The organism is Microbacterium atlanticum (genome assembly GCF_015277815.1).
Classification (GTDB): Bacteria; Actinomycetota; Actinomycetes; order Actinomycetales; family Microbacteriaceae; genus Microbacterium; species Microbacterium atlanticum.
Genome location: NZ_CP063813.1, coordinates 192,753 through 205,786 on the forward strand (window position 1 = coordinate 192,753; position 13,034 = coordinate 205,786).

The window sequence follows — 13,034 nt, forward strand, 5'->3', positions numbered from 1 at the left end:
TGTGAATCGCAAGGGCGCGGGGGAAGGGGTGATCCCGTTGTCGCGTCAGGGTGCTTCCAGGCGGCGGACCGTCGCGCGTCATGCGCCGCTCCGCTCGCCGACCCCGCTCGGCCAGGCGCTGACCCTCGCGGGCGTCGTGGCGATGACGGTGCTCGTGGCCAGTGCCGCGGTCGTCGCGTTCTCGCTGTACGACCTCCGCGCGAGCTTCGCCGAGGATGCGGTCGTCCTTCACGACCAGACGCCACTGCCACCCCCGCAGATGGGGCCGATCGAGGGTCCGTTCGACCTGCTCGTCGTCGGCACCGACGAGTGCGAGCCGGAGCTGATCGCCGCGTTCGGGGCACGCTGCACCGGACCCGACTCGATGAACGAGCTCAACGACGTCAACGTCCTGCTGCACGTCTCGGACGACCCGCGACGGGTGACCGTGGTCTCGTTCCCGCGTGACCTCATGGTGCCCGTTCCTTCGTGCACCCAGGCCGACGGCTCGACGGCCGAGCCGATCTCCAAGCTTCAGATCAACGCCGTGTACCGGCTGGGCGGACTCGCCTGCGTGACGAAGACCGTGTCGAACCTCACGCAGCAGAACATCCAATTCGCCGCCAAGGTCAGCTTCGGCGGCGTGGTGGCGCTCACGTCGGCCGTCGGCGGCGTGGAGGTGTGCATCGGCAACGACGGGATCCGCGACCCCTTCACCGGCATCGACTGGCCACCCGGCCCGCGCACGATCGCGGGTTTCGAGGCGCTGCAGTTCCTGCGCACCCGCTACGGCGTGGGAGATCAGAGCGACCTCGCCCGCATCGGCAACCAGCAGCAGTACATGTCGCGCCTGGTGCGCAAGCTCACGAGCGAGGAGGTGCTCACCAATCCCGCCACGCTGTTCCGGCTCGCCGCGACGGCGGCCGACAACATCACTCCGACGCAGTCGCTCGCCGATCCGCTGCGCATGGTGCAGCTCGCGCTCGCCGGCAGGGACGTGCCGCTGGACCAGATCGTGTTCGTGCAGTACCCGGTGATGGAAGACCCGTCCGACCGCAACCGGGTCGTGCCCGACGGCGACTCGGCGCAGCGGCTGTGGGACGCGCTCGCGGCCAACCGGCCCCTGCAGGTGTCGGGCGAGGCCGGAGCGAACGGCGGTGTCATCGAGGTCACGCCTCCCGAGGCCGCCCCGTCGGTGCCCAGCCCGGACCCGACGGCTACGCCCACGCCGGCCGAGGAGCCCGTGGTCCTCCCCGAGAGCATCACCGGGTCGACGGCGCAGCAAGAGACCTGCTCGGCGGGCAACCGCTGAGTCAGGCGGCCGAGGGCCCCCGCTGCAGCCAAGGGCGCAGCATCCGTGTCACCCACGGCAGCACCGCATACGTCATCACAGGCGTGAGCAGCAGCGTCGCGAGCAGGACTCGCAGGATCAGCGGCCACTCCGCGAAACCCGGGACGAAGCCGAGGAGCCACGACGCGAGAAGGTTCGTGGGGAAGAAGCCGAGCCAGATCGTGACAGCCTGCTTCCAGCGTGCGGGAGCGGGCGGGATGGGCTGCTGCACAGGACCGGTGGCCGGTCCCGATGAGCGATCCGGATGCCGCGGCTCGACGACCGTGGCGAACGGAGCGTCGAACCACCCCTCGATGCCAGTGCGTCGCTCGACCCTGACCTCGCGGGCGAAGGCGCGACCGGAGTCGAGCCACCACGAGCGCTGCGGGGAGCCCTCCCAGCCTTCGAGGGTCGGGATGTCGCGGAACCGGTAGAGCATGTACCAGAGGTCGCTGCCTTCGCCGGCGCGGACCCACCCTGAGCCGAGGAAGCCGGGGAAACCGGCTGCGAGATCGGTGCCGGCCTGCATCCAGCTCGTGGCTTCGACGGTGCGGGAAGGATCGATGCGTCGTTCGATCGCGACGGTGATGGGGTGGGCCACGGGTTCTGCCATGGCATCCATTCTCCGGTCGCGCCGGCATCCCGCCGCACCGGTTCGGCGGCCGTCACGGGCGCCTCGCGGTGCGCGAGCGCGCGGGGGAGCGAGAGCAGCCAGATGCCCATCGAGACGAAGGCGACGAACTCGAAGAGAGCGAGCGTGATGAAGCCCGCGGTGAGCACGACCATGCCCGTCGCGAGAAGACCGACGCAGAAGAGGGTGGCGCGGCGGAAGCGCCGGCTGCGGCCCGGGATCGCGAGTCCCGTGGCCACGGTCGCGAGGAACGACAGGCCGAGTCCTGACGCGATGATGTCGTGCATCACGGCGCTCACCGGGATGGGAACGAGGCCCACGGCGGTGAGGTGCAGCCCCGCCGACACCACCGAGCCCCGGAACGCGCGCGACGGCCGGCGCCCGATGCCGGCCGGCAGCGCGAGCGACAGGAACACGCCGTAGGCGGCGAGGAAGAACCCGGAGAAGATGACGATCGAGTTGAAGGTGCGTCCGGACAGGTCGGAGTGCGTGCCCAGCTGCGAGAAGTGGAGCTGCCACCAGGTCGCATCGCCGGTGGTGAGGATGGAGACCAGCACGCCGAGCGGCAGTGACAGCACCGCCAGCTTGCCGATGCGGTGGGCGATGAGCGCGGGGTCGGCGACGGGGCGGATGCCGCGCAGGGCGGCCGGTGCGGTGGTCGAGACGGTCGTCGGTGCGAGGGCGATCGCGCGTGCGGTGCTGCTGACGACGGGCACGATGATGTCGCGCCGCGTGGCCTGTGCGGGGGCCGTGTCGGCCGCAACCTGTGAGAGAGTGGCGGTGGCAGCCGTGATCACGGCGCCTGCCGGTACCGGTGGGGCGCTTGGTGCATCGCAAAGGGTCGTGGGAGACATTCGAGACTCACGATCGGTTCGGTGCATGAGCCCGGTGCCGGTCGTCCCCCCATAGAATCCCCGGTCCGGGGCCCATCGGTATACGACGACTACTCCCCAGAACAGCCCTCCCAGGCTGTTGAGCGGCAAGCCGCCTGTGGTAACACTAACCTGCCAGGCCGGGCAAGCGCTGACCAGAACTTGCGCCGATCCCCTCGAAAGGGGTATCTGCGGGGCGCGAGCGGCTCCCGACTACGCTGGGGAAGCCGGGGCCGACCCGCGCCGACGGCGGTGCGGATGCCCGCGGAACCGCGAGAAGGAGCCGGATCCGGATGCCCAAGAACAAGAAGCCCGGCGGCGGTCGTGCGGCCAAGAACTTCGACCCGCGGTACAACCCGAAGTATCGGGCGGCAGGCGGGTCGCGCGGCGGCCGGAGCACGGGCGCTCAGGGTGACGGGGGTCGCGCTGCGGGCGCCGGTGTGGGAGGCGGGGGAGCCGGCGACGACGCCAAGCGGCGTCCCGGGCAGTCGTCGTCCGGCAAGCCCGGCAGTCGCAGCCCGGGGCATCGCGGTCACCGGGATCACGCCGCCGAGCCGCCGGCCAAGCGCCGCTGGTCGGAGCAGGAGCGGGCGGGGCGCGATGAGGCGCGGGCGATCCGCGGTCACGCCCGCGACGACCGCGGAGGCGCCGAAGGCCCGCGACGGGGTGCCGGGACCAGCGGTCGCGCCGGGGGCGAGCGCGTTGCCGGAGGTGAGGCGAGCACGCGGGGCGCGGGCGGCGCGCGGGGCGCCGGCGCTGCCCGGCCGAGCGGAGGTCCGCGTCAGGACGGCGGCCGGCCGGCGGACGGCGGCCGGCCCGACGTGGTGCACGAGCGGCTCGAGGCCGCGACGGTGTCGCCCGCGGAGGGCGAAGGCGCGACCTTCGCGGACCTGGGCCTCGGGCAGAACATCGTCAAGACGATCGGCGAGCTCGGGGCGAGGCATCCGTTCCCCATCCAGGCGGCGACGATCCCGGCGATCCTCGACGGCCGGGATGTGCTCGCGCGCGGCCGGACCGGCTCGGGCAAGACCATCGCGTTCGGAGCGCCGCTCGTCGAGAGCGTGCTGCGCTCGCAGGCCGGGCAGAAGCGCGAGGTCGGGCGCCCGCCGCGCGCGCTGATCCTCGCGCCGACGCGCGAGCTGGCGCTGCAGATCGACGCGACGATCCAGCCGATCGCGCGAAGCGTCGGCCTCTTCACGACGCAGATCTACGGCGGCGTGCCGCACGCCCGGCAGCTCGGCGCGCTGAAGAAGGGCATCGACATCGTCATCGGCACGCCGGGGCGCATCGAGGATCTCGTCGAGTCGCGCGCGCTCGACCTCTCGCACGTGCAGGTCGCGGTGCTCGACGAGGCCGACCACATGTGCGACCTCGGCTTTCTCGAGCCGGTGCAGCGCATCATGCGCCGGACGCCGCGCGACGCGCAGCGGCTGCTGTTCTCGGCGACGCTCGACGGGCAGGTGCAGGCGCTCGTGCGGGAGTTCCTCGCCGAGCCGGCGGTGTTCGAGGTCGCGGGTGAGACGCAGCGCTCCGGAACCATCGACCACCGCGTGCTGGTCATCGACCATCGCGACAAGCCGGAGATCCTGCGCTCCCTCGTGGGCGCGGCCGGGAAGTCGCTGGTGTTCACGCGCACCCGCGCCTACGCCGAGATGGTCGCCGAGCAGCTCGGCGAAGCCGGCGTCCGCGCCTTGGCGCTCCACGGCGACCTCGACCAGGCCCGCCGCACCCGCAACCTCGAGAAGCTCACCTCGGGTCGCATCGACGTGCTGGTGGCGACGGATGTCGCGGCCCGCGGCATCCACGTCGACGACATCGATCTCGTGGTGCAGGCCGACCCGCCCGACGAGTACAAGACGTACCTGCATCGCGCCGGCCGCACCGGACGCGCCGGTCGCCCGGGCACCGTCGTGACGCTGGTGACGCGGGCTCGTCGCGCCCGGCTCGCCGATCTGCTGGACCGCGCCGACATCGACGCGCCCTTCGACGAGGCCCGCCCGGGGGATCCGCTGCTGCCGCGCTGACCGGGCCGGGGACGGATGCTACTCCCCGCCGCGGCATCCGTCCCTCCTCTCGCCCCGGCCCTTGTGGCGGGCGGGCGGCGCGCCTGCGTGCTCGTGTGTCGCGAGTTGCGGCGTCGCCTTCGCTTGACACGTATTGCGCCGTCCGGGGCCGCCGTGCCGCGTGTCGTGACAGGTGAGCGGCGCGCCTGCGCGCTCGTGTGCCGCGAGTTGCGGCGTCGCCTTCGCTTGACACGTATTGCGCCGTCCGGGGCCGCCGTGCCGCGTGTCGTGACAGGTGAGTGGCGCGCCTGCGTGCTCGTGCGTCACGAGTTGCGGCCTTGCCCTCGTGTGTCACAAACGGCGTCCGCCACCCCTCGAGACATGGGGTTCGCGCCGAGACCCAGGGCGACACCACTTTTCTCGGCGGGAACCCCTTGTCTCGGCGCCAGCGTCTGCGGCACCGACGACGCCCGCGCCAGCCCCGGGGCCCAGCGACGCGAAGCGAAGCCACACCGCCCGGCCGCGACCGCGGTCCTCCGAGACCGCCATGCGGCGGCACGGGGCGGCGGGCACCTCCCGCGCGCTCAGGCGCGCGCGGCGAAGGCCTCGAGCAGGCGGGCGGCTCCGGCGGCCCCGCCGAGCGACCGGAGCTGGGCGCCGACGCGGGCCGCGGCATCCCGCATCGATCGATCCGCCGAGACGCGTTCGTACGCGCGTGCGACCTGGGCCGCCGTGGGCGTGCCGGTGCGCAGGTCGATGCCGGCGCCGGTCCACGCGACGCGCGCCGCGACCTCCGGCTTGTCGAGGTCGCCGCCGGCGATGATCAGCGGGACGTCGTGGCTGAGTGCGGCCAGCGTGCCGCCCCACCCGCCGTTCGTGATGACGACATCGGTGCGCGGCAGCAGCTCGTCGTACGGCAGGAACCCCGCCACTCGCGCGTTGCCGGGCACCGCGAACGGCAGCTCGTCGCGACCGCGCACGCCCGTCGACACCACGACGAGGAGGTTGCGATGGGCGAGTGCCTCGAGGGCCGGGCGGATGAGGTCCGCGGGATCGATGTTCTGCGTGCCCTGCGTCACGTGCACGACGGTGCGGCCGTCGAGGTCGCCCCACCACGGCGGGAGCGGACCGGGAGCGGATGCCGGTGGCGCCAGCACGCCTACGAAGTCCAGGTGGTCGGGGCGATCGGAGCGGGCGAAGTCCAGCAGGGGCGCGCCGGTGGCGAGCACGCGGTCCGGCGAGTACGCCGCCTCCTCGAACCGGACTGCACGCGGAGGCAGCCCGACGGCCTCCCGGGCGCGCGCGAGCGGACGGGCGAGCGGCCGCATCAGCAGCGGCGCGGCACCGCGAAGTGCCGCATCCCTCGCCCAGGTGATGGGGTTGCGACCTGGCGCCAGGCCCAGCCCGTTCGGGGCGCCCCGCCGGCTCGGCAGAGCCAGCGGCAGCACGGCGACCGTGGCCCAGGGGCATCCGTTCCGCTCCGCGAAGAGTGCCACGCCGACGGAGGTCTCGTCGGCGACGACCGCATCCCACGGCTCGCGGTCCCACTCCGCCTGCAGGTCATCCACCTGCGCGGGGGCGGTGTTGATCATGACGTCTTCGAGATTGGCGAAGACCTGCCGTATTCCCTTTCTGCCCTCGAGCCGCGGGAAGGTGGCACGCAGGTCGTTCTCGTCGAAATCGGGGGCGCGGCGCCAGGGCATGAGGGCGGCTCCGGATGCCGCGACCCGGGCCTCGAACGCGGCACCCGTGTAGAAGCGCACGTGGTGGCCGCGCTCCGCGAGAGCGCGGGCGACTGCCCGGAGCGGGTCGACATGACCGGTGAACGGCATCGCCGACAGCAGGAAGCGCGCCATCCCGCCATCGTCCTCTCCCTCCGGGCCGAGTTCCAGGGCCGCGCGTGGCGGCCGGCTTCGGGCACGCCGCATCCCGTTGCCGAAGGGGGCGCGGGGTGGCTGCGGGATGCTCTGTGCGGTGCGGCCCCTCGCGAACCAGCGGGACCGGATGCGGGAGAGCGGCGCCGGTCAAGTGGCCGGGGTCGCGCCGATCGTGGCGATGAGCTCGGGGTCGCCGCCGAGCGACGTCAGGCGGGCGCGCACCGCGACAGCGGCACGCCGATACGGTTCGTCGCTCGCGTAGAGGAGCGACCGGGTGTTGGCCGCCTCGAGGAACGACACGAGCTCGAACGTCAGCTGCCGCGCGTCGTCGAGGAGCGGCAGCTCGCCGGCGGCCATCGCATGCTCGATGCTGGCCGTGAGGTAGTCCTCCCACTCGCCGGACGCGGCGACCACCGCGTCGCGGACCGCGCCGGGCTTCGCGTCGAACTCCACCGAGGTCGCGGCGAAGAAGCAGCCGCCACGGAAGACGCGGTCGCGCGAGTACGCCACCCATTCCGCGAGCAGCGCGCACACGCGCACCAGGCCGCGAGGGGTGCGGGCGCGGGCGGGTGCCACGACGCGATCGACGAAGACCTCGCGCGCGGCGGCGACGACGGCGAGCTGCAGCTGCTCCTTCGAGCCGAACAGTGTGGCGATCCCGCTCTTGCTGTGCCCCGAGGCATCCGCCAATCGTCCGATGGTGAGTCCGTCGAGCCCGTCGACGGTCGCCGTATCGACCGCGTGTGCGAGCACGGCGCGACGGGACTCGTCGCCACGCAGGCGACGGCGGTCGACGGGGGCTTGTGCCATGGGGCGAGGTTACCGTACGATCGTTCGTATTCATAAGTACGACCGTTCGTATTCTTGGATCGGAGCCCCCATGAGCCTTCTCGTCGCCACCGCCGGGGCATCCGTCCGCGCCGCGGGCGCGCTCTCACCCCGCTGGGGCGCCGCTCTTGCGATGCCGCTCTTCGGGCGGGTCGCGAAGCCGCGGCCCGTGCACGCCGACCACGAGCCGACGATGGCACGCGCGCGTCGGGGCAGCGTCACGATCGCCGGCATCGACCGGCGCGGTGTCGAGGTCGACACGTACGAGTGGGGAGCCGGCGACCGCACCGTGCTGCTGGCGCACGGCTGGGACGCGCGCGCCAGCCAGTTCGCGCCGCTCGTCCGCGAACTCGTCGCCGACGGGTACCGCGTCGTCGCATTCGATGCCCCGGCGCACGGCGGCTCCGCCGGACGGCGGACCTACCTCGTCGACTGGATCCACGTGTTCGCCGCCCTTCAGCAGCGCCACGGCGACTTCGAGGCGGTCGTCGGGCACTCGTTCGGCGGCCTCGCGGCGCTGGTCGGCGTCGCGGGAGGCATCCGCTCTGCCCGCGTCGTCACGATCGCGGCCCCTGCCGACGCCGACGCGCTGCTCGCGGGGTTCCAGGCGGGACTCGGATACTCGGATGCCGTCTCCCGACGCATGAGGGAGCTGTTCGCCAGCCGCTACTTCGCGGGCGATCCCGACCCGTTCGCGTGGCTGTCGAGCGTGCGCCGGCCGCTGCCGGCCGCCGTGCCGCTGCTGATCGTCCACGACCGGGGCGACAGGCTCGTCCCCTTCACGGAGGCGGAGCGCATCGCGGCCGCTCACCCGGCCGCGCGGCTGCTGCCGACCAGCGGCCTCGGCCACAACCGGCTGCTCGCGGCGGACGTCGTGCTCGACGCGGTCCTCGCGCACGTCGCCGGCCCTGTGGCGGACCAGGCGCCGGACGTCGCGCCGGTCGACGTCGAGACGCGGCCCGAGCCCGCGCTCGCTGCGTCGACGCGCTGAGACGCCGCACGGCAGCGGGTGGCGTGCGGGCGCCGGTGGATGTGGCGCGTGTTGTCGCATCGGGGTCGTCGAAGCGGCCACATGCGCCACATCGGCCGCCCGGGCGCCGGAGGATATGGCAGTTGTTGTCGCCTCGGCGCCCGCGAAGCGGCCATATGGGCCATCTCTGTGGTGCAGGCGGCGGCGCGGGTGGATGTGGCAGGTGTTGTCGCCTCGGGGTCGTCGAGGCGGCCACCGGCGCTGCGATCGCCAACTCCGACGCGTTCAAGGCGAGCGTCGCCAACGTCGTCACGGCGATCAGAACCAAGGCCCCGGCGGCACGCATCGTCGTCACCGGGTACCCGCTGCTGTTCTGGGAGAACACGTCGGGCGTCAACCCGAAGTACACGTGGGCCGACGAGGTCAACGATCAGACGGTCGTGCTGAACGACGTCATCGAGACAGTCGTGCTCGCCAACGGCGCCCGCTTCGTCGACGTCGAGGACGACTTCGCCGGCCACGGCATCGGCAGCCCGGCGCCGTGGATCAACGACTTCCGGTGGCTGAGCAGTCGGAACGCCTTCCACCCGAACAGCGCGGGTTATGTGGCGTACGCCGGGGCGATCCGCGGGATCCTCGCCGGCTGACTCCGGGTCCGGAGGTCAGAACAGGCGGTCGGATGCCTCGGCCCTCGGTGTCGCGAGCGCCGGCGTCGCCGGGCGGAGAGCAGCGGCGGCGGCTCGGCCGCGTGAGGTCGTGACGATCGTCGCAGCGCGGGTGGCGGCGCGGTCGGCGAGACCGGTCACGGTCATGCCCCGACCGTGCTCCTCTTCGGCTCGCCCGTCCAGCCGGTGCGCGCGCAGCAGCGGCCGCACGCGCTGCGCGAGCCACGCGCGGTAGGCCTTCGGCGCGTTCGCGGTGACGCCGGGGTACATGCCGCGATACGCCGGAACGAGCTGCGGATGCCTCTCCTCCAGCCACTGCATGAACCACTGCTTCGCACCCGGCCGGAGGTGCAGCGCCCCGTAGACCACGCGGATCGCACCGGCTTCCTTGATGCGGGTGAGCGCGTGATCGATCGCAGCACGGGAGTCGGTGAGGTGGGGGATGATCGGCATCAGGAAGACCGTGACGCGGAAGCCCGCGTCGGTGGCCGCGCGGACCGTCTCCAACCGCGCGGACGCGGTGGGCGTGCCCGGTTCGATGAGGTGCTGCAGCTCATCGTCGAACACCGCGATCGACATGGCCAGGGTGACGTGCACCTGGGTGGCGGCATCCGTCAGCATCGGCAGGTCGCGTCGCATCAGCGTGCCCTTGGTGAGGATCGAGAACGGGGTGCCCGACTCGGTGAGCGCCGACACGATGCCGGGCATCAGCCGGTAGCGGCCCTCCGCACGCTGGTAGGGGTCGGTGTTGGTGCCGAGCATGACCGGCTGCCGCTGCCAGCTGCCGCGCCGGAGCTCCTTCTCGAGCACCTCGGCGACGTTGATCTTGGCGACGACCTGCGTGTCGAAGTCGCGCCCGGCGTCGAGGTCGAGGTACTCGTGCGTTCCGCGGGCGAAGCAGTACGAGCACGCATGGCTGCACCCGCGGTACGGGTTGACCGTCCAGTCGAACGGCATCGCCGACGCCGTCGGCACGTGGTTCAGCGCCGACCTGCAGAGCACCTCGTGGAACGTGACGCCCGCGAACTCGGGGGTGGTGACCGAGCGCACGAGGCCGTTGAGCTGCTCGAGCCCGGGCAGGGCTGCGGCATCCGCCACTCCCAGTTCCTGACCCTGCCATCTCACCTCCCCATCAGAACAAAAGTTCGAAGACACGTCAAGACTGGGTGACGGCGTGTCGAACATGCCCGAGCGAGAGGGTCGGCCGCGGTGGCGGTCGCGCCCCAGGCCAGGAAGAATGGCAGGCGTGACGGAGCCAGGCCGGCTCGCCACCCCCCGAGCCGTCCCCGAGACTCGTCGTGCTGCCCGAGAGCTGCGCGAGGAGGCGGCGCGGCGTGCCCGCGAGACCGCTCCCGCCCCCCATTCCGTCGCAGATCCACCCGCCGCCGCGCCCGCACTGGCCGCGTCCGCCGCCCGCGAGTCAGCGCCGACCACGCCCCCCGCTCCCGCCGCGCCCCTGCCCGCCCCCGCAACGCGGCGCGACCGGAAGGCCGCGACCCGCAACCGCCCGGCGACGAGCGAGCGGCGCGCCGCGCGCGGGGCGGAGATCCTCGCGGTCGCAGAGGACGCGCAGCCCGTCCGCCACGCCCGCCCGCGTCGTCTCACCGGCCGCATCGCCGTGGTGGCGGGACTCACCACCGGCGCCGCGCTGTTGCTCGGCTCGGCGGCGATGACGGCGGCCATGCTGCCGCCCGCACCCGAGGCCGACGCCCGAGCCGCGCTCACCACGGCCCCCGAGACGCGCGAGATCGAACAGCTGCCGGTGCCCGCGGTCGAGCAGTCCCCGCTCGCGGCCGACCTCTGCGCCATCCCCGAGTTCCTCACCGCGCTGCAGTCGGGCGCCGACGAGCAGGCGATCGTCGCGGCGGGCGGTGGCGAGGCGTTCCGTGCGGCGGTGGTCGACGGGCGCGCGCCGTGCGTCGACCTCGGCGACTCCGCACGCGTCTGGGCGGTCGTGGACAAGCTGCGCCCGGCCTCACCGGTCGACTACCGCCCCAGCGGGCTGGTGATCCCCGACGGCGTGCGCAACGTCGACGGAGGCGCGCTGCGCAGCGATGCGGCATCCGCTCTCACCTCGCTCGTCAACGCTGCCCGCACCGCCGGCGTGGGCGAGATCGCCCTCGAGAGCGGCTTCCGCTCGTATCAGACGCAGCAGCAGACGTACGGGCGGCACTTCGCCGAGCGCGGCGACCGGGCAGACCAGGTGAGCGCGCGACCGGGGTACAGCGAGCACCAGCTCGGTCTCGGCGCCGACGTCGTCGCGTGCGCCGGCGGGTGCGGCACTCTCGACCAGCTCGCCGCGTCGCCGCAGGGGCAGTGGGTGGCTCAGCACGCGTGGGAGCACGGGTGGATCGTGCGCTACGTCGAGGGCGCGACCGACATGACCGGCTACCTTCCCGAGCCGTGGCACCTGCGCTACATCGGGCCGGAGCTCGCGAAGGCCTACCACGACGGCGGATGGACGTCGCTCGAGGCGTTCTTCGCCCTCGAGCCGGCACCCGACTACCGGCAGTGACCCGCCGCGCCGCCGCCCGCCGCGGAACTGAATCCCACCCTGGGTGAGACTCAATGTCGCGGGCGGCGTAGGATCGAGGTACCGGGGCGGCGACGGGACGCCGACCCGACGAAGAGAGAGGTTTCGCCTGCGATGGAGCGGGATATCTACGACGAGGACCACGACGCCTTCCGCGACGTCGTCAAGGAGTTCATCAAGCGCTACGCGTCGGACGAGAAGCGCCGGCAGTGGGACCGCGACGGCGAGATCGACCGCGCGACCATGCTGGCCGCGGGCGAGGCCGGGATCATCGGCCTGTCGGTGCCCGAGGAGTTCGGCGGTGCGGGCATGCTGCAGGACTACCGCTTCCGTGCGATCGTGCTCGAAGAGACGATCTCGGCCGGGCTCGGCTCGCTCGCCGGGGCCCTCGGCATCCAGGACGACCTGGCCGTGCCGTACATCGTGCACATGGGCACGCAGGAGCAGAAGGAGAAGTGGCTCCCCGGCATGGCGACCGGCGAGATCCTCGGCGCGCTCGCGATGACCGAGCCCGGGGCGGGCTCCGACCTGCGGGGCATCAAGACGACCGCCAAGCGGGTCGAGGGCGGATACCTCGTCAACGGCGCCAAGACGTTCATCTCGTCGGGCAAGACGGCCGACATGGTCGTCACGTTCGTCAAGACCGGCGAGGGCAACCGCCCCGACGCCTTCAGCCTGCTGATCCTCGAGGACGGCATGCCGGGCTTCGACCACTCGAAGAAGCTCGAGAAGATGGGCTTCCACGGCTGGGACACCGCCGAGCTCTCGTTCACCGACGTGTTCGTGCCCGAAGAGAACCTGATCGGCGGCAAGGAGGGCCTCGGGTTCATCCAGCTCATGATGAACCTGCCGCTCGAGCGCCTCTCGATCGGCGTCGCCGCGGCCGCCGCCGGCGAGGCCGCCTTCGTGTGGACGCGCGACTACGTGCTCAGCCGTGAGGCCTTCGGCGAGCGGATCGCGGACTTCCAGAACACCCGGTTCAAGCTGGCCGACATGGCGACCACCGTCGACGTGATGTGGGCCTACACCGACCGCGCGATGATGCTCTACAAGGACCAGAAGCTCACCGCCGAAGAGGCGGCCAAGGTCAAATTCTGGACCACCGACCGCGAGGCAGAGCTGCTCGACATCGGAGTGCAGCTGCACGGCGGCTACGGCTACATCACCGAGTACCCGATCGCCCGCGCCTACCTCGACGCCCGCGTCCACCGCATCTACGGCGGCACGAACGAGATCATGCGCGACCTCGTCTCGCGCCAGATCGTCGGCAAGCGCTAGCACGGGAGCGGATGCCGCGACCCCGCGCCTTTCGCCGGCGCCGGGCCGCGGCATCCGTCGTCTGTGCC

Annotated in this window: 10 protein-coding genes; 6 read left to right on the plus strand and 4 right to left on the minus strand. The window is 72.5% G+C overall.

Annotated features, from left to right (window positions below):
• The first annotated feature begins 37 nt into the window (after positions 1-37).
• Positions 38-1,291 (plus strand): LCP family protein, encoded by a 1,254-nt coding sequence (locus IR212_RS00920; protein WP_228479412.1) that lies wholly within the window; start codon positions 38-40, stop codon positions 1,289-1,291.
• Position 1,292: 1 nt separating this feature from the next.
• Here IR212_RS00920 and IR212_RS00925 read toward each other — a convergent pair whose 3' ends face one another.
• On the minus strand, positions 1,293-1,922 hold the full coding sequence (locus IR212_RS00925; RefSeq protein ID WP_228479413.1) for a putative antibiotic biosynthesis monooxygenase: 630 nt from the start codon (positions 1,920-1,922) through the stop codon (positions 1,293-1,295).
• Positions 1,923-3,105: 1,183 nt separating this feature from the next.
• Here IR212_RS00925 and IR212_RS00930 point away from each other — a divergent pair.
• Entirely contained in the window at positions 3,106-4,836 is a 1,731-nt protein-coding gene (locus IR212_RS00930; protein ID WP_194397179.1) for a DEAD/DEAH box helicase, read from the plus strand.
• Positions 4,837-5,399: 563 nt separating this feature from the next.
• On the opposite strand, the gene IR212_RS00935 is transcribed toward IR212_RS00930, so the two are convergent.
• Both IR212_RS00935 and IR212_RS00940 read right to left on the minus strand, forming a co-directional pair.
• The gene (locus IR212_RS00935; RefSeq protein ID WP_194397180.1) at positions 5,400-6,671 is read right to left on the minus strand and encodes a glycosyltransferase; all 1,272 of its coding nucleotides are present in this window, start codon (positions 6,669-6,671) and stop codon (positions 5,400-5,402) included.
• A 168-nt stretch (positions 6,672-6,839) separates the two neighbouring features.
• Positions 6,840-7,502 (minus strand): TetR/AcrR family transcriptional regulator, encoded by a 663-nt coding sequence (locus IR212_RS00940; RefSeq protein ID WP_194397181.1) that lies wholly within the window; start codon positions 7,500-7,502, stop codon positions 6,840-6,842.
• A gap of 70 nt (positions 7,503-7,572) precedes the next feature.
• Between IR212_RS00940 and IR212_RS00945 the strand changes: the two genes are divergently transcribed.
• Positions 7,573-8,511, plus strand: coding sequence for an alpha/beta fold hydrolase (locus IR212_RS00945; RefSeq protein WP_194397182.1), 939 nt, complete (start codon positions 7,573-7,575; stop codon positions 8,509-8,511).
• 155 nt (positions 8,512-8,666) lie between these two features.
• Positions 8,667-9,137: a GDSL-type esterase/lipase family protein gene (locus tag IR212_RS00950; protein ID WP_194397183.1), complete on the plus strand. Its 471-nt coding sequence runs from the start codon at positions 8,667-8,669 to the stop codon at positions 9,135-9,137.
• A 15-nt stretch (positions 9,138-9,152) separates the two neighbouring features.
• Here the strand turns inward: IR212_RS00950 and IR212_RS00955 are convergent, their stop codons facing one another.
• Positions 9,153-10,280, minus strand: a complete 1,128-nt coding sequence (locus IR212_RS00955) for an Rv2578c family radical SAM protein (RefSeq protein WP_194397184.1) — start codon at positions 10,278-10,280, stop codon at positions 9,153-9,155.
• A 121-nt stretch (positions 10,281-10,401) separates the two neighbouring features.
• On the opposite strand from IR212_RS00955, the gene IR212_RS00960 reads away from it, so the two are divergent.
• Both IR212_RS00960 and IR212_RS00965 read left to right on the plus strand, forming a co-directional pair.
• Entirely contained in the window at positions 10,402-11,670 is a 1,269-nt protein-coding gene (locus tag IR212_RS00960) for a M15 family metallopeptidase (RefSeq protein WP_194397185.1), read from the plus strand.
• A gap of 132 nt (positions 11,671-11,802) precedes the next feature.
• Positions 11,803-12,966 (plus strand): acyl-CoA dehydrogenase family protein, encoded by a 1,164-nt coding sequence (locus IR212_RS00965; protein ID WP_194397186.1) that lies wholly within the window; start codon positions 11,803-11,805, stop codon positions 12,964-12,966.
• Positions 12,967-13,034 lie beyond the last annotated feature (68 nt).

Bases quoted from the DNA above. Each gene is read 5' to 3' on its own strand.
- IR212_RS00925 (WP_228479413.1), bottom strand. From the start codon at position 1,922: ATGGCAGAACCCGTGGCCCACCCCATCACCGTCGCGATCGAACGACGC.
- IR212_RS00930 (WP_194397179.1), top strand. From the start codon at position 3,106: ATGCCCAAGAACAAGAAGCCCGGCGGCGGTCGTGCGGCCAAGAACTTC.
- IR212_RS00935 (WP_194397180.1), bottom strand. From the start codon at position 6,671: ATGGCGCGCTTCCTGCTGTCGGCGATGCCGTTCACCGGTCATGTCGAC.
- IR212_RS00940 (WP_194397181.1), bottom strand. From the start codon at position 7,502: ATGGCACAAGCCCCCGTCGACCGCCGTCGCCTGCGTGGCGACGAGTCC.
- IR212_RS00945 (WP_194397182.1), top strand. From the start codon at position 7,573: ATGAGCCTTCTCGTCGCCACCGCCGGGGCATCCGTCCGCGCCGCGGGC.
- IR212_RS00950 (WP_194397183.1), top strand. From the start codon at position 8,667: ATGGGCCATCTCTGTGGTGCAGGCGGCGGCGCGGGTGGATGTGGCAGG.
- IR212_RS00965 (WP_194397186.1), top strand. From the start codon at position 11,803: ATGGAGCGGGATATCTACGACGAGGACCACGACGCCTTCCGCGACGTC.